The organism is Kocuria sp. HMSC066H03, assembly GCF_001812045.1.
Taxonomy (GTDB): domain Bacteria; phylum Actinomycetota; class Actinomycetes; order Actinomycetales; family Micrococcaceae; genus Kocuria; species Kocuria rhizophila.
The window spans coordinates 1-21,419 of sequence record NZ_KV807506.1; the positions used below are offsets into that span (position 1 = coordinate 1).

General features: G+C 69.9%; 18 protein-coding genes. 3 read left to right on the forward strand and 15 right to left on the reverse strand.

What is annotated here, in order from left to right; all coding sequences use genetic code 11:
• Positions 1-195 precede the first annotated feature (195 nt).
• The 9 genes from HMPREF2833_RS03450 to HMPREF2833_RS03490 form a co-directional block, all read right to left on the reverse strand.
• On the reverse strand, positions 196-642 hold the full coding sequence (locus HMPREF2833_RS03450; protein ID WP_224764823.1) for a pilus assembly protein TadG-related protein: 447 nt from the start codon (positions 640-642) through the stop codon (positions 196-198).
• 140 nt (positions 643-782) lie between these two features.
• A complete protein-coding gene (locus HMPREF2833_RS03455; protein WP_223110270.1) occupies positions 783-1,265 on the reverse strand; it encodes a hypothetical protein in 483 nt (160 codons plus the stop codon).
• On the reverse strand, positions 1,243-1,593 hold the full coding sequence (locus HMPREF2833_RS03460) for a TadE/TadG family type IV pilus assembly protein (RefSeq protein WP_082142078.1): 351 nt from the start codon (positions 1,591-1,593) through the stop codon (positions 1,243-1,245). The genes HMPREF2833_RS03455 and HMPREF2833_RS03460 overlap by 23 nt, the downstream gene beginning before the upstream one ends.
• A 31-nt stretch (positions 1,594-1,624) precedes the next feature.
• Positions 1,625-1,849: a hypothetical protein gene (locus tag HMPREF2833_RS03465; RefSeq protein ID WP_047979082.1), complete on the reverse strand. Its 225-nt coding sequence runs from the start codon at positions 1,847-1,849 to the stop codon at positions 1,625-1,627.
• Positions 1,850-1,897: 48 nt separating this feature from the next.
• Positions 1,898-2,842 carry a type II secretion system F family protein gene (locus HMPREF2833_RS03470; protein WP_059281454.1) on the reverse strand — a complete coding sequence of 315 codons (945 nt, stop codon included), beginning with the start codon at positions 2,840-2,842 and terminating at the stop codon, positions 1,898-1,900.
• A complete protein-coding gene (locus tag HMPREF2833_RS03475; RefSeq protein ID WP_070636711.1) occupies positions 2,839-3,696 on the reverse strand; it encodes a type II secretion system F family protein in 858 nt (285 codons plus the stop codon). Before HMPREF2833_RS03475 ends, HMPREF2833_RS03470 begins: the two co-directional genes overlap by 4 nt.
• Positions 3,693-5,123 carry a TadA family conjugal transfer-associated ATPase gene (locus HMPREF2833_RS03480; protein ID WP_047979080.1) on the reverse strand — a complete coding sequence of 477 codons (1,431 nt, stop codon included), beginning with the start codon at positions 5,121-5,123 and terminating at the stop codon, positions 3,693-3,695. The genes HMPREF2833_RS03475 and HMPREF2833_RS03480 overlap by 4 nt, the downstream gene beginning before the upstream one ends.
• Positions 5,124-5,333: 210 nt before the next feature.
• A complete protein-coding gene (locus HMPREF2833_RS03485) occupies positions 5,334-5,840 on the reverse strand; it encodes a DUF2304 domain-containing protein (RefSeq protein WP_047979079.1) in 507 nt (168 codons plus the stop codon).
• A gap of 12 nt (positions 5,841-5,852) precedes the next feature.
• Positions 5,853-6,527 (reverse strand): glycosyltransferase family 2 protein, encoded by a 675-nt coding sequence (locus HMPREF2833_RS03490; RefSeq protein WP_070636712.1) that lies wholly within the window; start codon positions 6,525-6,527, stop codon positions 5,853-5,855.
• Positions 6,528-6,732: 205 nt separating this feature from the next.
• On the opposite strand from HMPREF2833_RS03490, the gene HMPREF2833_RS03495 reads away from it, so the two are divergent.
• Positions 6,733-8,760 carry a DUF6541 family protein gene (locus tag HMPREF2833_RS03495; RefSeq protein WP_308302115.1) on the forward strand — a complete coding sequence of 676 codons (2,028 nt, stop codon included), beginning with the start codon at positions 6,733-6,735 and terminating at the stop codon, positions 8,758-8,760.
• Between the two features lie 89 nt (positions 8,761-8,849).
• Here HMPREF2833_RS03495 and HMPREF2833_RS03500 read toward each other — a convergent pair whose 3' ends face one another.
• The 5 genes from HMPREF2833_RS03500 to HMPREF2833_RS03520 form a co-directional block, all read right to left on the reverse strand.
• Positions 8,850-9,707, reverse strand: a complete 858-nt coding sequence (locus HMPREF2833_RS03500; protein WP_246829071.1) for an ABC transporter ATP-binding protein — start codon at positions 9,705-9,707, stop codon at positions 8,850-8,852.
• A 72-nt stretch (positions 9,708-9,779) separates the two neighbouring features.
• The gene (locus HMPREF2833_RS03505; RefSeq protein ID WP_070636715.1) at positions 9,780-10,652 is read right to left on the reverse strand and encodes an ABC transporter permease; all 873 of its coding nucleotides are present in this window, start codon (positions 10,650-10,652) and stop codon (positions 9,780-9,782) included.
• Positions 10,653-10,751: 99 nt separating this feature from the next.
• On the reverse strand, positions 10,752-12,773 hold the full coding sequence (locus HMPREF2833_RS03510) for a glycosyltransferase (RefSeq protein WP_070636716.1): 2,022 nt from the start codon (positions 12,771-12,773) through the stop codon (positions 10,752-10,754).
• Positions 12,770-13,957, reverse strand: a complete 1,188-nt coding sequence (glf, locus tag HMPREF2833_RS03515; protein WP_059281461.1) for a UDP-galactopyranose mutase — start codon at positions 13,955-13,957, stop codon at positions 12,770-12,772. Before glf ends, HMPREF2833_RS03510 begins: the two co-directional genes overlap by 4 nt.
• A 217-nt stretch (positions 13,958-14,174) precedes the next feature.
• Positions 14,175-15,356 (reverse strand): glycosyltransferase family 4 protein, encoded by a 1,182-nt coding sequence (locus HMPREF2833_RS03520; RefSeq protein ID WP_070636717.1) that lies wholly within the window; start codon positions 15,354-15,356, stop codon positions 14,175-14,177.
• Between the two features lie 211 nt (positions 15,357-15,567).
• On the opposite strand from HMPREF2833_RS03520, the gene HMPREF2833_RS03525 reads away from it, so the two are divergent.
• Entirely contained in the window at positions 15,568-20,211 is a 4,644-nt protein-coding gene (locus HMPREF2833_RS03525; RefSeq protein ID WP_070636718.1) for an FtsK/SpoIIIE domain-containing protein, read from the forward strand.
• Positions 20,212-20,409: 198 nt separating this feature from the next.
• Here the strand turns inward: HMPREF2833_RS03525 and HMPREF2833_RS03530 are convergent, their stop codons facing one another.
• Positions 20,410-20,841, reverse strand: coding sequence for a hypothetical protein (locus HMPREF2833_RS03530; RefSeq protein WP_039101779.1), 432 nt, complete (start codon positions 20,839-20,841; stop codon positions 20,410-20,412).
• 301 nt (positions 20,842-21,142) lie between these two features.
• Between HMPREF2833_RS03530 and HMPREF2833_RS03535 the strand changes: the two genes are divergently transcribed.
• On the forward strand, positions 21,143-21,391 hold the full coding sequence (locus tag HMPREF2833_RS03535; RefSeq protein WP_039101778.1) for a WhiB family transcriptional regulator: 249 nt from the start codon (positions 21,143-21,145) through the stop codon (positions 21,389-21,391).
• The last annotated feature ends 28 nt before the right edge of the window (positions 21,392-21,419 follow it).

Below are 21,419 nucleotides of genomic sequence, written 5' to 3' on the forward strand. Positions count from 1 at the left end.
GTCGTGGATCCACGACGCCGCCCCCGGCCTTCTCCGACCCGGTCGACCACCTGCGGTCGGTCGATCCACGACATTTCGGACGGCGCGCTCGACCGGTGAGTTTGGTCGCGCGTCCTGTGCGCCCGTTGCCCTGCCCGGGGAGGTGCCGAACCAGCATGAACCCGGCCGCGCGGATCTCCCGCGGTTCAACGGCAGTCACCGTCGCATCACGGCGCGGGCGTCCCCGGTGGCACTGATGGGCACACCCGCCGGGATGATCACGTTGACCACGGGAGGGTGGACCACGGCCGTGAGGGTGACCTGCGCCGTCGTGCCGTCCGGTGAGCCGGTGGGAGCTCCCACGGACAATCCGCTGACGTCCTGGAATGCTCCCACCGTGCCCAGGTAGCTCGCGGCGGAGTTCGCCACCGCGTCGTCCGTCAGGATCGCGGTAGGGGGTCCACCTGCGGAGCGGTCCACGGTGGTGAAGGTGTCCGCGGCGGCGCCGGCGGCCCTGTCCGCGAGCGACTGCAGCTGTCGCTCCCCCACGTAGACGCTCGTGATCGCCAGGACGGTGACCACGAGCAGCAGGGTGACCAGGGCGAAGCCGATCAGCACCATAGTGGTCTGCCCGCTGTCCGGATCTGCATCGATGTCTGCCACCGCGGACCGCCGTGCGGCCACAAGGCCCATGATCCTTGCCGCCGGGCCGCGACCGGCGTGGACCGGTGCACGGACCGAGGTCTTTCCTCCCGTGGGACGCGTGCTGCGGCCATCCCTGGCGCAAGCCGGAATCCCTGGTGTCACGAGTACCTCCCGGAGACCACTGTGACGTCGGAGGTCAGGGTTGCGACCGTGGCCGTGAGGAACCCCGGCATGCCGGGCAGCTGGACGGTCAGGCTGGCATGGACGGTGGCCACCGCTCCCGGGGACGCACACGAGCCATCCGAGCACGAGACGGTGACAGCGAGGTCCTGCGGCGCGAAGCCGTGGTCCCGGGCGGCCACGGCTGCGAGGTCGTGGACCCCGGCGCGGTTGAGGTCCTCGGCCTGCGCCACACTGATGGCCTGCCCGGCCTGTTCCGCGGCGGCCACCACCGCGAAGGAACCCGCCTGGACACGGGACACCGTGATGACGAGGTAGATGATCGGGACCAGCAGCAGCAGTCCGAGGCCGATGAACTCGATCACCGCGCTGCCCCGATCGGGATCCTCCGGCTGCCCGTGGTCGCGGTCGTCCAGCTGCCCGCGGTCGGGAGAGCTGTCAGGCGTCCATGTCGACCGCATGGCCGCTCACCTCCAGAGCATCTGCTGGGCCGAGTGTGGCCACCACGGGCAGCGGCGCGACCACGTGCACCTCGATGGCCGGCAGCTCTCCCACCCCGGTGCGGGACACCGTGATGTTCTGCGCGTAGCCCGCTCCCACGGCGTCCGTGATGATCGCCCGGGTGCGCTCGGCGCCGTCCGCGTCCGTGCGGTCGGCCAGGCTCGCGTAGCGGGCACCCGCGGCCGCTGCGTCGATGAGCGTGTTGCGCACGTGCAGCGTGAAGCCGAGCTGCAGGATCATGCCGAAGAGCACGACGGCCAGTGCCAGCACCATGACGTACTCGGCCACCGCGTTCCCCGCGTCCGGATCGCAGGAGCCCTCAGAGTCCCGAGACGCGGTTGATGGCATCTTGGAACAGTCCCTCCAGCGCCGGACGCGCAATCAGCAGCAGCCCGGCCACGAGAACCGCGGACATCAGGGTGAGCATGACCCAGCCGGGGACGTCCCCGCGGTCGGGGTCGTCCTCGGTGGGTGCCAGTCGCGCGGGCACGGCAACGATCAGCAGCCACAGCAGTCCTGCGTGGCAGCGCATGAGGTGTTTCATGGTCGTCTCCTTCTCGGGGTGGATTCATGGGGTGGGAAGCATGGGACGTCAGAAGCCGAGGTTGAGCACGGCGAGTCCGGGGAACACCGCGAACACGACGCTCAGCGGCAGGATGAAGAAGACCACGGGGACCAGCATGGCGATCTCCTTCTTGCCCGCGACCTCCATGAGCACGCGCTTGTCGTGGTCGCGGACGTCCTGGGCCTGGGCGCGCAGCACGTCCGCGAGCGGCGTCCCGCGTTCGATGGCCACGACGATGCCGTCCACGAACCGGCCGAGGGCCACCACGTCGGTGCGGGCGGAGAAGTCCTGCAACGCCGTGCTCAGCCCGGCACCCGACCGGGTCTGCGCGAGAACGGCGCGGAATTCCCCGGCCAGTTCCCCTTCGGCCACACGGCACACGCGCTCGAGGGCTCCCACCGCGCTCTCTCCCGCCCCCACGGCGAGCGCCATGAGCTCGGCCACGGCTGGGAACTCGGCGAGCATCAGCTTCTCCCGCCGGTGGATGCTGCGCGTCAGCCACTGGTTGCGCGCCCAGACCCCCGCCCCGGCCCCCAGGAATGCGGCGATCGGCACCACGGCCGGATGGACGTCGGCCCGCACAGCCAGCGCGAGTCCGGAGGCCGCCCCCGCCACGGCTCCGGCGACACCGCACAGCACCTGCTCGGCGCGGAAGTCCATGACGTCCTTGCGCGACCCGTCCCGCACCAGTCGCCGCGCCAGGACGTCCGCGTCGGAGAACAGCGGGGCCGTGCGTTCCAGGATCCAGGCCATCACGGCACTGCCCGCGGTGCCGGTGAGCGACCTCCCCGGCCTGCGGGACGCGCCCCACGCAGTGGTGTGGATCCCGCCCTCGAGTTCCACGGCCCGGAGCTGCGGCGCGATCCGGTCTGCGAAGCTCGGCGCTCCTCCGGCCCTCACGGCCACCCACACGAGCCACAGGCCCCACGCCAGGACCAGTCCCAGGATTCCTGAGGTCACGGGGATGTTCATCGCAGCACCCGCTGTTCCTCGGGGAGCGCGCCGAGGCGCAGCATGAGCTGATAGGCCACCACGGACACGACCAGGCCTCCCAGCAGGACCACGGCACCGGCAGCCGTGTTGTAGGCCTGCACGGCGGCGGGCTGCGTGGCCATGAGAGCCAGGATGAGCCACGGGGCCGCCACTGAGAGCCGCGCGGCGTTGACGGTCCAGGACTGGCGTGCCTCGAGCTCGCTGCGCGTTCGTTCGTTCTCCCGCAGGAACTCCGACAGCGTGCCGAGCAGCTTGCCCAGGTCCGTGCCGCCCACCTCGCGCGTGACGCGCAGCGCCTCGACGATGTTGTCCGCCACGGGGTCCGCCAGGCGCTGCTTGAGCAGGGTCAGGGAACCGTGCAGCTGACCGCTGGCCCGGTAGTCCGCCGCGAACTGCGTGAAGGCGGGTCGCAGCGGCTCGGGCCCGCGGTACTGCAGCTGCATGAGGGCCTCAGGCAGGCCCATGCCCGCGCGGATGGCGGACCTCAGGTGGTCGACGACGTCCGGCCACACCTCCCGCAGGACGGCCGTGCGGCGTCGAGCACGGCGTCGTGCCAGCCAGAGCGGGACGCCGAGCGCGACGACGAAGACGCACAGCCCGAACACCACCGCGGAGGTCACGGCGAACGTGAGCAGCCCCGCGACACCGGCCAGCGCCAGGCTCAGAGCCACGAAGGTGGCAGGTGCCACCCCCGGCAGCCCCGCCTGCAGCAGGAGCGTGCGGAATCTCCCGGCTCCGGCGTGCCTCGTTCTCGTCCCCGTGGGCCGTGTCCAGCACGACCACCACACGAGGAACACTCCCGCGCCCAGCAGGGCTCCCACCAGGGAGCTCACGAGGACCTCCCCCGTGACTGTCCGCCCCGGCTGCTCGCGCGATGTCCCGCACGCGCCCTGCCTGCCCCGGCGCGGCCCTGGTTCCCGCCCTCGGCCACGCGACCCGTTCCGCGGGGCGCAGAAGGTTCCACCGCAGGGGCCGACGCTTCCGGCCCGTCCTCGACCATCCCCGGGGAGGACGGCGGTGCGTCGTCGCGGATGAGCGCGGCGGGCGCGTACCCCGCGCGCACGAACTTCTCCGAGGACGGGACCTCGGAGGCGACCGCGCGCAGGACCCCGTTCTCGAGCCGGAAGACCGGATAGGTCTCGATGACGCCGTTCTCCACTCTGTTGCCCACCGCCAGGACCTCCGCCACGCGCCGGTGGCCCGTGGCGTCTCGTTCACAGTGGACCACCAGGTCGAAGCACGAGGCCACGGTGGGGAGCACGAAGGCGCTGCTGATGTTGTCCCCGGCGAGCAGGGGCAGGGTGCAGATCTTGGTGACGGCGTCCCGCGCGGAGTTGGCGTGCAGCGAGCACATCCCCGGCAGTCCCGCGTTCAGGGCGATGAGCATGTCCAGACTCTCCGCCTCCCGCACCTCCCCCACCACGAGCCGGTCCGGGCGCATCCGCAGCGCCTCCTTCACGAGGCGGCGCAGCGGGATCTCGCCCGTGCCCTCGAGGTTCGCCTGGCGGCACTGCATGGCGACGACGTCGCGCAGCGCCACCCTCAGCTCGAAGACCTCCTCGACCGTGACCACCCGCTCCCGCGGGCCGATGGCCGCGCACAGGCAGTTGAGCATGGTGGTCTTCCCCGCCTGTGTGGCCCCCGAGACGAGGATGTTGAGTCCCGAGGCCACCGCGGCGTGCAGGAAATCAGCCGCCTGCGTGGTGAGCGAGCCCAGCGCGACCAGGTCCTGCAGCCTCCGCGCACGCGCAACGAACTTGCGAATGTTCACGGCCCAGTGGGCGCGGGTCACGTCCGGGATGACCACGTGCAGCCGGGAGCCGTCCGGGAGGGATGCGTCCACGAAGGGGGAGCTCAGGTCCAGGCGGCGCCCGGAGGACTTCAGCATCCGCTCCACGAGCGTGCGGACGTGGGACTCGCTGAGCGCCAGACTCGTGAGCTCGGACTCGCCGCCGCGGGCCACGTAGATCTCGGTGGGCCCGTTGATCCAGATCTCCTCGACGTCGGGGTCGTCCAGGTACGGCTGCAGCGGACCGTAGCCCGCCACGAGGTCCAGCACGGTCTTGCGGGTGGCGTCCAGGTCCTGGATCCGGGGCAGCCCGGCGCGGGCGGAGCGGACGTCGTAGTCGGAGACCACCGAGGCCACGATCTGGCGGGTGGGCTCCACCTCGTGCAGCGGGTCGAGCCCCGCGCGGCGGATCTGCTCGCGCACGTCCGCCTCGATCAGTCCGATCGCGTCCTCGGTGACACCCGTGGCCATGGCTCCCCCTGGGGTTCCCCCGAACCCGTTACTGGCTGGTCATCTCTGGGGGGAACGCTAGGGCAAAATGCGCGCGGCGCACACGCTCGACGGCGCGTTCTGTGGATAACCGCGCTGACCTGCACGAATGGCACGCCCTCTGCGCGTCATGCTCGGACGCAGAATGCATCCTCATGAAAAGTGACACGGGTCACCGTGCCGAGCGCGAGGTCAGAACGCCGTGGAACCGCCCCGGGCGGCGTCGTGCCCGGTGTCCGGCTGGGCGGAGCCCGTACCCGGGCCGGCCGGGCCGGCGTGCGGCTCCTCCGACGGGCGGGACGTGGGGGACTCCGCCGCGAAGGTGAGCACCGAGGCGCGGTCCATGTGGGCGGCGTCGGGATCCCAGGGACGTTCCGCCTCCGAGATGGCGATGTGGCGCGCCAGGCGCGTGATGTTGACCTCGTCCACCCGGCGGCGCTGGGCGGAGGTGTACTGGGTGATCATGAAGAGCACCACGAGCCCGTAGAGCACCAGGTCCGTGCCGCGGCCGATGCCGAGCACGCGCGCAAGCTGCGTCACGACGTCCGGGACCAGGATGGAGACGGCGGCGAAGAAGAAGAACGCCACCGCACCCAGTCGCCGGATGGCCTGGTGCTTGGCGTTGGCCCCGCCGCGCACCAGCGTGAGGGCGCCGTACGCAACGGCCAGGATGAGGACTACTTGAACCAGGATGGTCATGCGTGTGCTCCGCTACTTCACGAACAGTTCGGCCAGGATATTCACGCCGTTGAGCAGGGACTGCCCCTTGCCGCGTGAGTAGTCGGTGTAGATGATCTCCACAGGGTGCTCCACCCACCGGGGCTTGAGCTCGGCGAACCGGTTGACGATCTCCGAGGCGTGCGCCATGCGGTTCTGCTGCAGGTGCAGCTTGGCCACGGTGTGGCGGTCGATCGCGCGCAGCCCGTTGTGGGCGTCGGAGAGGTCCATGCCACTGGTGAACTTGGAGACGAAAGCGGCGGTGCGCAGCACCAGGCGCTTGAGCTGTGAGACCTGGGTGCGGTCGTCCAGGAAGCGCGAACCCAGGACCACCTCGGCCTCGCCGCTGCGGATGCGCTGAACCATGTCGTACGCATCCACCACGCGGTGCTGACCGTCCGAGTCGAACGTGACCACGCAGTCCATCTCCGGGTCCTGCAGCGCGTACTCGAAACCCGTCTGCAGCGCGGCACCCTGCCCCAGGTTGATGGGGTGCTGGACGACCACGGCTCCGGCGTCCCGGCAGATCTGGGCGGAGTCATCCGTGGAGCCGTCGTCAACGCACACCACGTGCGGGAAGGTCCGCCGGAGATTCTCCAGGACCTCACCCACCACCTCGGCCTCGTTGTACACGGGCATCACAATCCACGCTCGACTCACGGGCCCCATTGTTCCACAGCGCGCGGCGGCGCCCGCTCCCCCGTGGACGGCCGGAGACCTCCCAGGATTCTGCGAGTTCCACCGCGGACCCCTGGGAACGAGGGCATCCCACCGGGTCGTTCGGAGAATTCCCGGCGATATACTTCCCCAGACCCCCTGCCTCCACTTGTCTAAGGAACCCCGCTTGCTCCCCAACATCGGCCTGTTCTCCATCGTGTGGGTCACAGCCGCTCTTGTCGTTCCCGGGTACGGATTCTGGAGGGCTCTATCTGCATCGCGAGCGCGAGCGCTGCTATTCGCGCCACTGGGCTCCGCCGCCGTGCTCGGGGGTCTCGCCATGGTCATGGGCCTCCTTCACGTGCCCTGGCACTGGGCCACGGTACTCATCGGGTGCCTCATGGTTTGGGTCCTCGCCGGGATTCTCACTGTCCTGTTGCGTCCCCGCCCTCAGGGAGACCCGGCCACGTCGTGGCGGCACCGCGTCACGACGGTCTACACCCACCCCGTGGACGAAAACTACCGTGTGCCCTGGCACGGGTTGCTTTCGGCACTCGTCTCGGCCGGTCTCGGCGGCTACCTGATCAGTTCTCGCCTGCGTGACGCGATGCCCAGTGCGGAGTCTTTCCCCCAGCGTTTCGACGTGCTCTTCCACCTGAACGCCGTGCAGTACATTACTGAGACGGGCAACGCATCAGCCCTGAGTCTCGGTACCATGATCTCGCCCGAGAAGGCATTCTCGTTCTACCCCTCCCTGTGGCACAGCCTCGGAGCGCTGGCCATGAGTGGGACGAACGACGACATCTTCGTCGTTACCAACGCCGTGATTCTAGTTGTCTGCTCGGTCGTGTGGCCCCTCTCCCTGGTCACGCTCGTGGGGACGACCGTGGGATTCCGCCCCGTTCCTCTAATCGTGGCAGGGGTTGGTTCCGCCGCCTTCAGCTCTTTCCCCTTCGCGCTGCTCAACTACGGGCCACTCCTGCCGAACATCCTGTCCCTGGCGCTGCTGCCACTGGGCCTCGCCGTCATGGCGCCCCTGACTGGTGTCACCCGTGCTCTCCCCACCGGGACAGGGCTGAAGGTGATCGCCGTGGCTGCAACCCTGGGTGCTCTGGGAGTGGCACAGCCCAATGCCCTGGCCACGCTGCTCCTGGCGACCTCCCTGATGGTGCTGACCCGCAGCGGTTGGCGGATCCGCCGTTCACTGGAGGGAATCACCCAGCCGTCGCGGGCGCGCGTGAGCAGCCCCTTGCGCTACTACAGGAAACTGGCCCTGTGGGGAAGCGCGATGATAGTGACGACCGCGATCTTCGCCTTCATCTGGTCCTCGCTCCAGACCAATTACGACCGCCCGTCGGACACAGCTCTCACCACGGCCCTGGGACAGGCCCTTCTGCTTGCTCCCAACGGTCGCGACGAGATCCCCTGGGCATTCGCCATCGGATCCATGCTGGGCCTCATCGTGAGCATTTGGCGGCGCAGGTACCTGTGGGTGGCACTCACGCACGTGAGCACACTGGTGCTCTACACCTATGCTGCGGGAGCGCCGAGTGTTCCAGCCCGCGCCTGGCTCGTCGGCCCCTGGTACGAGGACTCCGCTCGACTCGCCGCCCTCCTACCGCTGACGGGAGTGCTGCTGACCGCCGTGTTCGTCTCTTCGGTCATGGACGTGTTCTTCCCGCTCCACCTGGCGCTCCCCCGCATCATGCGGTGGCGCGCGCCATGCGAAGTGGTCGTGTCCGTCCTCCTGTGCGTCTTCCTGCTCCCGGCAACGCAAGACGAGCCCTTCCATAAAATGGACGCGTACCTGCGCAACGCGTTCCGCATTGACGCTGCCTCCTTCGGTATCACTCCCGACGAGTACGAGCTGCTGAAACGTCTCGACGAGGAAGTTCCCGAGGATGCGCTCATCGGGGTCAATCCGTGGACCGGAGCGAGCCTGGCCTACAGCGTGGCCGACCGTCACGTAACCTCTCCCCACATCTTCACGAACCTCTCCCCCGCTGAATCCACCGTGCGGTGGGATCTGGGGGACGCCTCGAAGTCCGCCGAAGCGTGCGAGGCGGTGCGGGACTCGGGCATCGACTACGTTCTCGACTTCGGCCGCCGAGCCATGATTCCCGACACGCCCGACTGGGATGACTTCCCCGCTTACACGGAGGTCCACGATGTTCCCGGGGACCACTACGAGGAAGTCGACCGCCAGGGCGACAGTGTCCTCTACAAGGTCGTCGGCTGCGACTGATCCCTGTCGGTTCACGAACGACGACGGCGCCGCGAGAGCAGGACTCTCGCGGCGCCGTCGTTCTCCGGCCCGGGCCAGACCTGACCTGCTCAACCCGCCAGGGGGCCGTCCAGATCGGGATCATATTGGGGCATGAAGTCCTCCCCCCGCTCGGCGGCCTCCCGCGCCTGCCACTCCCGCTTCCGGCGCTTTTCCTCCAACGCCCGTTCAAGTCCTTCGACGTGCTCTCGGCGGACGTCTTCCTCTGGTTGATTTCGCATGTGCGCCACGGCTCCGTACACGTTGCCGTCGAAGACCTTGGATCCGTGGTCCATCACAATGCCGCGCTCACAGATGTCCATGACCAGATTCAGGTCGTGACTGACCACCACCAGGGTCTTGCCGCGGCGCACCAGATCCTTGATCCGGCCGATGCACTTCTTCTGGAACGGCTCGTCACCCACGGAGAGGATCTCGTCCACGAGGAACACCTCTGGGTCGGTGTGGATGGCCACGGAGAAGGCCAGGCGCAGGTACATGCCCGAGCTGTAGAACTTCACCTCGGTGTCGATGAACTCCGCGATCTCCGAGAACGCCACGATGTCGTCGAACTTCTCGTCGATCTCCTCCTTGGTCATTCCGAGGATCGCGCCGTTGAGGTAGACGTTGTCCCGGCCCGTGAGATCCGGGTGGAAGCCCGCGCCCACCTCGATGAGCCCGGCGACCTTCTCTCGGGTGAGGATCTCACCCGAGTCAGGGTTCATCACCCCCGAGATCATCTTGAGTGTGGTGGACTTCCCAGAACCGTTGAATCCCAGCAGGGCCACGGTCTCACCGTCGTGAATGTCAAAGGAAACGTCGTTGAGCGCCGTGAATTTGGCGGTCAGGTCCCCCTTGCGCCCCTTGACCAGCCACACGAAGGCCTCCTTCATGGAGCGCGTGTGGCGCAGCACGAATTCCTTGGTCATGTGGCTGACACGGATGGCGAGATCGGCATCCGTACGTCCGGGCGTGTGCTGAGTGGATGAACTAGACATGATTCACAGCTCCTGCGCGAAGTTGCCCTCTTGGGAGCGGAACAGCTTGTCCGCCAGGAAGTAGAGGATGAGGCTGGTCACTATCGCCACGGGGGTCCACCCCGTGAGCAGGTGCGGTGGCACGTGCCAAGCCTGGGGCGTCTCTGTGGTGGGGAACCAGAATCCGTAATGGAACAGCTCCACCGCCACGGTCAGAGGGTTCAGCATGTACACGTAGTACACCCAGCCCCACAGCTTGTCCTGCACCATGGTCCACATGTAGAGCACGGGCGATGCCCACGTGGACACCATGATGATCAGGTCCACAATGTTCTCCGCATCCCGGAAGAACACGTTGAATGTGGCAAAAAGCATTCCGAGCGCCAGCGAGAAAAGCGAGATGATGAGAGTTCCGACGACCACGGCCAGCAGTTGCTTAATTCCGGGACTCCATCCCGTCAGCAGACAGGCCAGTAGCAGTATGACCAGCTGGGGCACGAAGTGCACGAAAGCCACCAGCAAATTCGAAACCGGGAACAGCTGCCTCGGAAGGTAGATCTTCTTGAGCAATCCCCCGTTGGCCACCACGGAGCGTGAGGCGTTTCCAAAGACCTCTCCGAAGAGGTTCATGACCACAATTCCCGAGAAAAGGTACACCGCGAAGTTCTCAATGCCCCTGTTCAGGTCCAGGAACACGCCCATGGCGATGTAGAACACCAGGAACTGCACACCCGGTTTGAGATAGGACCACAGCAGACCCAGTACGGTCCCGCGGTACCGAATCTGAATTTCCTTATCCACGATCAGCTTGAGCAGGAACCTGTTCGCGAAAACATCCCGAATCCCTCGGTCCTGCCCCGGTGGCCGTAACTGCGTGGGGGGAGTCTGACTATCCATCTGCCGTCCTTTCATGGCACGGTCCGTCCTCCGCGTGGCCGCGTCGGACACGCCGACGCCGCACACCCAACCGAGCGTGCGGCGTCGAGCTGGTGCGAACTACTGCTCGGAGCCATTCTCCGCGAATGTCCGGGACCATGCCTCCACCGAGGTGATCTCCGGGAGTGCAGCGCGGTATTGCTCGCTCAGGGAGTCCCAGCGCGAGAGCAGCTCGGCATGGAGCTTCACGCTCTCCGCCATCAGCTCGCGCACCTGGGCGGGGTCCCGGCGGTACCACGACGCGCCGGTGCCCTCCGCGTTGGAGACGATCGCCGAGTCGAGCGTGGCCAGGTAGGACCAGTGGCCGTCCATGTGGGCCACGGTGGCCTCGGGGTACTCCTTGGCCATGCTGCGCACGGGCCGCAGCGTCTGCTTCAGCACGGTGCGCAGCGCCCACGGAATCAGCTGGGCCTTGGTGGGCGACTTGGGCGCCTCCATGGTCTTCGGGGGCTTGGACCGGCGCACCGGGGGCAGCTCCGCAGGATCCTTGACCACGCGCGCGTCGGAGTAGTCGTCCTTCATGGCGCGGATCTCGGGCATGCGCGTGGGAAGCATCTCGTGCAGGCGCTCCGGTCCGGCCAGGACGTCCTGGATGGCGAGCAGCACGGACTTCGCCGGGTAGTACTGCATGGAGACCACGTGCTTGGTGTCCGTGGTCAGCGACTCCCGCAGCATGCGCCCGCCCTTGGCGAACGGCGAGTGCAGCAGAGCCGCGATGAGCCGGTTGCGCTCGTGGAAGTACGCCTGCCAGTCCACTGCGTCGTCCTTGTCCGCCCAGGACACGTGCCACACGGCCGCGCCCGGCAGCGAGATGGTGGGGTACCCGGCGGCCTTGGCGCGCAGCGAGTACTCGGAGTCGTCCCACTTGATGAACACGGGCAGCGAGAGTCCGATGTCCTCGAGGACCACGCGCGGGATGAGGCACATCCACCAGCCGTTGTAGTCCGCGTCCCAGCGCCGGTGCAGCCGGGGGCGGGAGCGCAGGCCACGCTCCGCGAAGTCCACCGCGCCGAGGCCGTCAATGGGACCCCACAGGAACCGGTAGGGGTTCACGACCTCCGCGTACGCGTTGAGCAGGGGCTTGTTGTACATGTCGAACATGTGCCCGCCCACGATCGAGGGGGTGTGGCACATGTCCGCGAACGCGGCGGCACGCAGCACACCCTCGGACTCCAGGAGGATGTCGTCGTCCAGGATCAGCACGTAGTCGGACTTCTCGATCCCCTGGGGGGTCCGGCGACCCTCCACGACTTCGTACATGTTGCGCGCGAACCCACCGGAACCGCCCATGTTGCCCTGGCGGATCATGCGGAGCTTGCCACCCATGGCCTCCTGTGCCTCGGGGAAGTCGGGTTCGTCCTGGACCAGCTTGTTGCCCTGGTCCACGATGATCAGCTCGTCCAGGACGTCGTCCAGCCCGTCGGCCCGTGCGATCGTCTTGATGGTGTTCACGCAGTAGTCGGGGCGGTTGAACGTGGTCACGCCCAGCGTCACGCGCCCCACGGCACGTCCGTGGGACGGCACCAGCCAGGACGCCGCATCCAGGACCATGCCCTCCTCGTCGGAGATGAGGTCGAACCAGTACCAGCCGCCGTCGCCGAACGGTGCGAGGGTGAGCTCGAACTCGCAGGTGGTGGAGCCGTCCACGCGCCTGTCCTCCACGCGCTGGGATACCCCGCGGGCGTTCGACCGGTAGACGATCAGCGACCCGGCCCCGGTGGTCCGAACTCGCAGGGTGACGGAGTCCGCCACGGTCCAGCGCCGCCAGTAGGAGGCGGGAAACGCATTGAAGTACGAGCCGAAGGACACGCGGCGCCCCGGTCGGATGCGCACCGAGCGGCGGGAGATGATGTCGTCCGGGTGCTGGTTGGCGGTGTCCGCACCCACGGAGGACGGCCCCTCCACGTTGATCGGACCATCGATGTAGAGCGGCAGAGCATCCAGGTCCTTGTCGGCCGGGAACACCACGCGCGCGACCTCCCGCAGCTCCTTCTCGCTGCGGGGCTGAGTGTTGATCTTGGCCAGGTACTGCTGCCCGTCACCGGTCGTGGCGTGCGACTGTTCGGCGTGCTCCTGGCTCATGCGTCCACTCCTCCGCTGGTCAGGGGCGCACCCGAGGTGAAGTGCGGTGCGATCTTGTTGTCCACCATGGACAGCGCCGAGCCGATGGCCATGTGCATGTCCAGGTACTTGTAGGTTCCCAGGCGCCCGCCGAACAGCACGGAGGACTCGCCCTGCGCGAGGTCACGGTAGGCCAGCAGCTTCTCGCGGTCCTCGGAGGTGTTCACCGGGTAGTAGGGCTCGTCACCCTTCTCCGCGAAACGGGAGAACTCCCGCATGATCACGGTGGCGTCCTTGGTGTAGTCCCGCTCGGGGTGGAAGTGACGGAACTCGTGGATGCGGGTGTAGGGGACGTCCGCGTCAGGGTAGTTCATCACGGAGGTGCCCTGGAAGTCCTCGATGTCCAGGACCTCTTCCTCCAGGTCGATCGTGCGCCAGGACAGGTCACCCTCGGCGTAGTCGAAGTAGCGGTCCACGGGACCCGTGTAGACCACGGGGACCTGGCCCACCACGTTGGACTTGGAGAACTCCTGGGAGTCGTCGAAGAAGTCCGTGTCCAGGCGCACGTCGATGTTCGGGTGGTCCGCCATGCGCTCGAGCCACGCGGTGTACCCGTCCACGGGCAGACCCTCGTGGGTGTCGTTGAAGTAGCGGTTGTCGTACGTGTAGCGCACGGGCAGCCGGGAGATGATCGAGGCGGGCAGGTCCTTGGGGTCCGTCTGCCACTGCTTGCCGGTGTAGTGCTTGATGAACGCCTCGTACAGGGGCCGCCCGATCAGCTGGATGCCCTTGTCGTTGAGGTTCTGCGGGTCGGTCCCCGCCAGCTCGCCGGCCTGCTCGCGGATCAGCTCGCGGGCCTCGCCGGGCGAGTACGCCGCGCGGAAGAACTGGTTGATCGTGCCCAGGTTGATGGGCATGGGGTACACCTCGCCCTGGTGGCGGGTGTACACGCGGTGCACGTAGTTGGTGAACTGGGTGAACCGGTTCACGTACTCCCACACGCGTTCGTTGGAGGTGTGGAACAGGTGCGCGCCGTAGCGGTGCACCTCGATCCCGGTGCGCTCCTCGTTCTCGCTGTAGGCGTTGCCGCCCAGGTGGGGCCGCCGGTCGATCATGGTGACCTTCAAACCCAATTCACGTGCCGCTCGTTCTGCCACGGTCAAGCCGAACAGTCCCGAGCCCACGACCACCAGATCAGTGTTCATGTGTCCCTCCTAGGGTCTTCCGCGATCCGTGCGCGGAGATCGTCGTGCCTAAAAATACCGGACGCCGCTGGTTCCGCCCCGCGTGACTCGCGTTGCGCAGGGCGGCGTGGGATCCGTCACGCCGCGGTGCGCGGCCGGCGGTGGCGGCCCAGCGGCGTCGTCCGCGGGCGATCCACCTGCCCGCAGCGGCGCCGGGGAACCTGGGCCGCAGGGCAGCTCAGCTGGCGCCGGTCCGGAAGCCGCTGAGCACCCACGCCGCGGCAGCGCGCCCCGAGGCCGCGAGTGAGGCGTGCTCGCGAGCCCACCGGCTGCGGCGTTCCCGCACGGCGTCCCGGGCTCCGTGCTTCGAGGCCGCGAGGGCGTCCTCCATGGCGCGGGCGACCGCCTCGGGCGTGAAGTCCACCGGGGTTCCGAGCTCGTTCTCCGTGACGAGAGTCGCACCCGCCCCCACGCCCGCATAGATGGACGGGGCGCCGCACGCGGCGGCGGCGTAGAGCTTCGTGGGCTTGGCGAAGTCGTACCCCGAGTGCGGCACCACGGACGCGAGCGCGGCCACCGCACCCCGCAGGAACGCCGCCGTGCGGGCGGGGCTCTGGACCCCGTGGAACACCACGTTGTCCGGGGCCAGGCGCGCCGCGGCCTCCTGCACCCGCCGAAGGTCCGAGCCCCGTCCGAGCACGTGGAGCACCGCCTCAGGATGACGCGGCAGGATGCGCGCAAGGCCCTCGACGAACACGTCCATGCCCTGCCACTCCGAGATGGATCCCGCGTACACGAAGTACGGGGCGGGCACGTCCGCGGCGGGCCCCTCCGGGGTGAAGGTGTCCGTGTCGATGCCGTTCTCGGCCACGAACATCCTCTCCCACGGCGTTCCGGTCACGCGGTGCAGCTCCTCGCCCATGGACTCCGACACGGTGATCACGCCCCCGGCGCGACGGGCCGCAACGGTCTCCGCGGCGCGCATCAGCTGGGTGACCACGCCGGGCACGTCCATGTTCAGGGTGGCGGAGGTCCACACGTCCGGGTTGTACCAGATGTACGGACGACGCCGCAGGGCGCTCGACAGCCACACCGCGAGTCCCGTGGTGGGCGGCGGCTCGCTCACCACGATGTCCGCGTCCATGACCAGCAGCCGCGCGAACGCCTGGACGTCGAAGCTCAGGTACTGGGCCACTCCACGCACGTAGTCCTCTTTGTCGCGCAGAACGGGCACGCGCACGATGTCGTACGGCTCCGAGACGGAGGCGGGATCCATGCCTTTCGGCGGCCGAGTGGTCAGAACGGTGACCTGGGCACCCTCGGCGGCGAAGCCCCGGGCGAGCGCGGCGAGCCGGAAGGAGGCGGCGGCCGGTTCGGGGAGGAAGATGCGGCTGACGATGACGACCTTGCGGGGTTTCATGGCCTCTACTTTCTCATGCGCGGCTCGGTGCACGCGGGACGGAGTCCGCTGCGGCATGGCCGGTGACCCGGGGCCGGGAGGTCACGGTTCGCGGGCGACCGCACGTCGAGCTCACTGCACAGCCGCTCGTCGCGAAGGGTGTGCACGCGCCCGGTCCCCCGCGGCACGGCCGCACCGGACGGCCCGCTCCCCCGCACGGTGTACTGCCGCCATGCACCTGACCCTGCACATCGTCTGGAGCGGGACTCGCACCACCCACACCGCGACCGTCACCGCCGCCCCCGCCAGCGACGGCGCGCACCTGGCCGCCGAGCTCGCCCGGCTCGTGGGCACCGAGCACCGCGCCACGGTCGAGGGCCTCGATCTGGCACGGCTGACGGTCGGGGCCGCCCCGCTGGTGGACGGCGCCACGGTGGTGCTGCTTCCCGTGGCGGACGACCGGGAACACACCGCCACGGGACGGCCGGAGAGAACCGACCGGCTGCTCGGCCCTCTGTGCACGGAGCCGCCCGCTGCCGCCGACACGGCAACCGAGGCGCCGGGTGACGAGCAGGACGCGACGACGGTCGAGGTCGTGGAGGGTACCGGTGCGGGCACCCGCCTCGTTCTGACCAGGGGACGCTGCGACGTCGTCCTCCAGGACGACGGGCCGGTCCTGCTGCCCCCGGGCAGCCCCTCCACCTCCGGAGCGGACCTCTCCCTGCTGCTCGACGACACCGGGCTCAAGGTCCTTCCCACCGGGACCCGCCTCGGTTCCGGGGACCGGGTGCGGCTGCACCGCGGTGGCCGTCTCAGCTGGCTCCGGGTGGAACTGCCCGCAGCGCCGGGGAGCTCGCCGTCCTGGCCCGGGGAGCAGGAGCCGCCCCCGGGCATCACCGCGCAGGAGGCGAACCCCTCCCGTCCTCTGACGGTCGACGCCCCGTCCCGCCGCCGTGCCAGGCTCACCATGATCACGGGTGCGCTGCCCCTGCTCGCGGGGATCGGCATCGCGGTGGTCACCCACTGGTGGTTCTTCCTGGTGTTCAGCGCGCTCGGGGCCGTCACGACCGTCGTGGGATGGGTGGGCGAACGAGGCGCCCGCAGAGAGACGAGCAACCGGCTGCGAGCCGCGCTGGACCGCGATCTCCGCCGGTGCGCGCACGCCGCGCCCTCGGCCGCCGAGGTCCTCCACCGCTGCCGGGCGCTCACCTCGGACCGTGGCTTCTCAGCCGCGGGCCACACCTCCACCGGCTCCGTCGCGGGCGCTGCATTCGCACCCCGAGCCGCGCCAGAACCCGTGGTGGCCTGCACCTCCACGGGGGCAGGACGCCAGGGGAGCGGCCGTCCGCGGCGAGAGCTGGACCGGGCGGCCGCGGCACGCTGGGTCCGGCTGGGCCACGGGGCGCGGGCCGGCAACGTGTCCCGGGGGCAGGGTGTGGGCGTGCGGGAGGTGTGGCACCCCAGCGCACCCGTGATCGTGGACCTCGCGGCACTCCCGTCACTCACCCTCGCCCTGGATCACCGTCGGGCTGCGGGGGTGCTCAATGCCCTGGTGGTCCAGCTGTTCACCGGCCCCGGTGCGCTGGGCCGCCTCGTCGTGTCCCCGGACCTCGCGTGGCAGGCCCCGCTCCGAGCGGAGACTCCTGCCGAGTCGACTCCCCCGCAGGAGGACGAACCACCGGGCACCGCAGGCCTGGAGGTGCTCACAGCAGACGACGCCCGCACGCGCCCGCGACGCACCGGTCTCTTGCGCGTGGTGGTGGCCCACGCGACCCCGCTCGACGACGGGGAAGCCGTCCTCACCGGATCCGGTGCGCAGGTGCGCCTCACCACCCGCAGGTGCGACGCCGTGCCGGGGCTGTCCGGGGAGGACCAGCGGTTCAGCATCGAGTTCCTCCCGGACACGGTGGGCAGCGAGCAGGCCGCCCGCGCGGTGGCCGCATGGGCTCGTGTGTCGAGCGCAGGGGTCGGAACGGCTGGCGGCCGGTTGCCCCGCCGTCTCGGATCGCACGAGCTCCTGGCTCTCACGAACGACGACGCCGCCCTCCCGGCGTCGCACGGTCCGGGCGCGCACAGCCCGGGCGCGCACGGCCTGGGCGCGTACGGTGGCACACCCGCACACCCCCAGGGCACGGAGGCGTCGCACGACGCCGTCTCCGCGGACACCCCGTGCACGAGGGCGGGACATTCCCCGGCGGCAGCGGGCCCGGCGAATGTGTTGAGTGCCGCGTTCGGCGTCTCCCGAGCCGGGGTCGAGCACATCCAGCTGAGTGACGAGCACCCCCACCTGCTGATCGCCGGCACCACGGGATGCGGGAAGTCCGAGGTGCTGCGCACGATCGTGGCCGGCCTCGCCGCGCAGTGCCCACCGCGCCGGTTGGAGTTCGTCTTCATCGACTTCAAGGGCGGTGCCGCCCTCGCGCCCCTCACCGGGCTGCCCCACCTCACCACACTGCTCACGGACCTGGGTGCGGACGAGATCCGGCGGGCGCTGCTGTTCCTGCGCTCCGAGCTGCGACGCCGCGAGCTGGTCCTCGCAGCGCACGGTCTGCGGGACATGGCCGAGGTGCTGGGGCGTGACGCCCAGACCCCCGCGATCCGGGAGCTGGTCGTGGTGGTGGACGAGGCCAAGATGCTCACGGACGCGTTCCCGGAGGCTGCACAGGAACTCGCGGTCGTCGCGACCGTGGGACGGTCCCTGGGGGTCCACCTGGTGCTGGCCACGCAGCGCCCCCAGGGTGCCCTGCCCGCAGACGTTCGCACCAACGTCACCCAGGCGCTCTGCCTGCGCGTGCGCACGGAGCAGGAGTCCGTGGACGTCGTCGGGGGCACCCAGGCGGCCCGCATCCCGTCCGGGCTGCCCGGCCGGGGGTACCTCGACCGCGGAGACGGACCCGCGGTCGAGGTGCAGGCCGCCGTTCTGACACGGATGCGGCCACCCGCTCCCCCATCCCCCGTGGTCACGTTCACGGACCCGGCGCGCCACCACGGGCCGCCGCGGGCGGGTCGGTCTGTGGGTCCTGCCGACTCCGGACCGCCACCGGATGTGGCGGCCGCGGTGCGTGACGTGGCCGACTCCTGGGCCTCGGCGGACGAGACGCCCGCGCTGCTGCCCGACGATCCGCGGGGTGGCCCAGGCGGCAGCCGGGCAGTGCCACCGGCCCTGCCCGTGAACGCGGACGCGCTCCCCAGCGGCGTCGGTGACGCCGTGGACCTGGGTCCGGCGGAGAACCCCGCGGAGCACTGGAGCGGGCGCGCCGCATGGCGGCCCTGGGAGGACGGGGCTCTCGCGCTCATCGGCCGCCCCGCGGCTGTGCACGGCTGGTTCTCGGCTCTGCTCCGGCGCTGCGCCGCGCTGGTGCTGCCCGGCGTCTCCGCCGCGAACCCCGTGGCGCTGTACGTCATCACGGCATCGGATCACGCACTGGACGGGGTGGCCAGCGCGGAGGGCGTGGCCGCGCACCCGGCACTGCGGGGATGGGCACGCGCTGACGAACCGGGGGACGTGGCGCACCTGCTCGACACGCTCCGCGCCGGTCTGGGCGGGCGGCAGGAGTCCGTCTCGGGCGCCAGGTCCCGGGCCGTGCTGGCCGTGGAGGACTGGGACCGCTGCTGCCAGCACTTCCGGGCAGGGTCCTGGGCCCACCTGGAGGACGACGTCCTCGCCCTCGTCTCCACCGGCACGGCCCTGGGGCTCTCCGCACTGGTCACCGGCGACCGGGCCCTCGCGACGGGCAGGGCCTCCCACGTCGGACCCAACCGGCTGCACCTGCCGGAGGGACAGAGCCCGGACGCGCTGCTGCAATGGCCGCGCCTGCCGCCGTTCTCGGCCCATCCGGGACGCGCCGCCCTGAGTGGGCCGGCCACGGACAGGTGTGAGCCGGGATCCGCTGCTCCCCGCGCGGAGCGGATGGCCGTGGTGCAGCTCGCCGGTGGCGACGCCGCACCGGCCGGTCCCGCACGACGGTCGAACCCGTGCCCGACGACGACCGCGGTGCCGGACACGGCCCTCGCGGTCGAGCCGCTTGCCGCTCCCCACCCGTGGCCGCCCGCGTTCCCGCTGCCGAGATCGTGGACCCCTCCCACCCCGCGTTCCGCGGGTCTCGTGCTGGGCGTCACCCGGGACGGGTCCCCGTGCTGCCATCCGTGGGGCCCCGGGTCCACGCTCGTCGTCGCGGGCCCGGCGCGCAGCGGGCGCAGCAGCTTCCTGGCCGCGGCCCGCGCGCACCTCGACCCGGAGGCCGGGGCCGCGCACCAGCGACCGAGCACGGCGCGCCACGACGTGCTGCACCCCGTTCTGCGCACCGCGGAGGACGTCCCTGCCCTGCTGCGCCGTCTGGGCGGGGTGCACCGCCCGACCACCGTGGTCCTGGACGACGCCGACCGGCTGGCACCCGACGTCCTGCGGGCGTTCGCCGCGGCGTGGACGGGGAGACCCGACGCTGACGCCCCTCCCCGAGAGCCGCACTCCCCGCACCCGGAACCCGCGGCCGCGAATCCCCGTGCGGTGGCGTACGGCGCCGGTGGATCCGCACCGGGTCACCGCGCGGCAGCGGTGGAGCGGGACGGTCTCCCGCTCCACGGTGCGGGCTCCGCGCTCCCTCCCGCCACCGAGGAGCCCTGGCTGCTTCCGGGCGTGCGGGTGATCGTGGGCATCCAGCTCACGGACTCCCCGGCGGCCACGTTCCCACCGCTGCTGACGTGGCGGCACACCGCGGACGCCCTGGTCCTGAGGCCCCGCCGCAGCTTTGACGGGGACACGTTCGGGGCCTCCTTCACCGGTCAGCCGTTGGGTGGGCCACCGGGACGGGGGTTCTGGGTGCACCGGGGCACCGTGACCCCCCTGCAGTGCCCCCTGCCGCCCACCGGTTCGTGAGTGGGGGCGCACCTCCGTGACAGCCCGGTGACGAAGCGGGCCGGCAGAACGTCATGGCCTGCCACCACGTCGTGCCCGGCAGATCTGGCGTGGCATCCCCCAGAGCGGCGGGGAAGCCTCGGCTGGCCCCGCGCAGTGCGGTACGGCAGGCTCCGGCAACCGCGGAGGGGGACGCCACCTCAGTCGCGCTCCGGGATCTCAGCGGGCGGCGTCGTCCCGGGTGCGGTGCATGAACGCGACGGTGGGCGGGGCGAACAGGCACAGGATCGTGACCACCGCCACCACCGCGAGCGCCATGCCCCAGCCGCCCAGTGCCACCTGCAGGAAGGACAGCCCCACGATGAGCAGGAAGGCCTGGGAGACCAGAACGGCCGCGCGCGGCCAGCGCATACCGCCGAGCACCCCGCGTGCCGCCGCGGCGAGCCACAGTGCTCCACCCACGAGGACCACGGAAGCGAAGACGATGCCGGCAACCGGCAGGACGTGGCCCGTGAAGAGGGACACGACGAGCCCCACCGCGATCACGAGCAGCGCGAGCGACTCCAGCGCCACCAGCACGGCGACGACCGTCGCGGTCCAGGGCCGGGCGCCGGGCGCCTGGGTGGTGGAGCGGGACACCGGGGGGTTCATGGCGGGCCTTTCGGGAGGGGACCTGGACACGTCCACTGTAGTGAGAGCACCTCCCCCGGTGCCCGGCATGCCCCGTCCATCCGCGCAACCGGGAGGATGCAAGCCCCGGGTGTGATGTAGCGCTCAGACTCTTGTTTACGCTGTGTTTACGTGGGAAAGTAGTGACAGATCCCCAAAGGCCCGATCTCACGGGCCTTTTCTGTGTCATGGCCAGGTTCCTCCACGCGGCTGGTCGCCGCGCTCCCCCGGGTTCCTGCGGACCGGCACACCACGAATTCCCGAAAGGAGCGGTGTCATCGTCATGGACTGGCGTAGTCGCGCAGCTTGCCTGGAGAAAGACCCCGAACTGTTCTTCCCCGTGGGAAACACGGGCCCTGCCCTCCTGCAGATCGATGAGGCCAAGGCCGTGTGCCGCACGTGCGAGGTCATGGACACCTGTTTGCAGTGGGCCCTGGAGTCCGGTCAGGACGCCGGTGTGTGGGGCGGGATGAGCGAGGACGAGCGCCGGGCGCTCAAGCGCCGCGCCGCCCGCGCCCGTCGCGCCTCCTGAGATCCGCACGCACGCCGAACGGCCCGCG

Bases quoted from the DNA above. Each gene is read 5' to 3' on its own strand.
- HMPREF2833_RS03500 (WP_246829071.1), bottom strand. From the start codon at position 9,707: ATGACCAAGGAATTCGTGCTGCGCCACACGCGCTCCATGAAGGAGGCC.
- HMPREF2833_RS03505 (WP_070636715.1), bottom strand. From the start codon at position 10,652: ATGGATAGTCAGACTCCCCCCACGCAGTTACGGCCACCGGGGCAGGAC.
- HMPREF2833_RS03530 (WP_039101779.1), bottom strand. From the start codon at position 20,841: ATGAACCCCCCGGTGTCCCGCTCCACCACCCAGGCGCCCGGCGCCCGG.
- HMPREF2833_RS03510 (WP_070636716.1), bottom strand. From the start codon at position 12,773: ATGAGCCAGGAGCACGCCGAACAGTCGCACGCCACGACCGGTGACGGG.
- HMPREF2833_RS03480 (WP_047979080.1), bottom strand. From the start codon at position 5,123: ATGGCCACGGGTGTCACCGAGGACGCGATCGGACTGATCGAGGCGGAC.
- HMPREF2833_RS03470 (WP_059281454.1), bottom strand. From the start codon at position 2,842: ATGAACATCCCCGTGACCTCAGGAATCCTGGGACTGGTCCTGGCGTGG.
- HMPREF2833_RS03455 (WP_223110270.1), bottom strand. From the start codon at position 1,265: ATGCGGTCGACATGGACGCCTGACAGCTCTCCCGACCGCGGGCAGCTG.
- HMPREF2833_RS03465 (WP_047979082.1), bottom strand. From the start codon at position 1,849: ATGAAACACCTCATGCGCTGCCACGCAGGACTGCTGTGGCTGCTGATC.
- HMPREF2833_RS03485 (WP_047979079.1), bottom strand. From the start codon at position 5,840: ATGACCATCCTGGTTCAAGTAGTCCTCATCCTGGCCGTTGCGTACGGC.
- HMPREF2833_RS03490 (WP_070636712.1), bottom strand. From the start codon at position 6,527: ATGGGGCCCGTGAGTCGAGCGTGGATTGTGATGCCCGTGTACAACGAG.
- HMPREF2833_RS03520 (WP_070636717.1), bottom strand. From the start codon at position 15,356: ATGAAACCCCGCAAGGTCGTCATCGTCAGCCGCATCTTCCTCCCCGAA.
- HMPREF2833_RS03535 (WP_039101778.1), top strand. From the start codon at position 21,143: ATGGACTGGCGTAGTCGCGCAGCTTGCCTGGAGAAAGACCCCGAACTG.
- glf (WP_059281461.1), bottom strand. From the start codon at position 13,957: ATGAACACTGATCTGGTGGTCGTGGGCTCGGGACTGTTCGGCTTGACC.
- HMPREF2833_RS03525 (WP_070636718.1), top strand. From the start codon at position 15,568: ATGCACCTGACCCTGCACATCGTCTGGAGCGGGACTCGCACCACCCAC.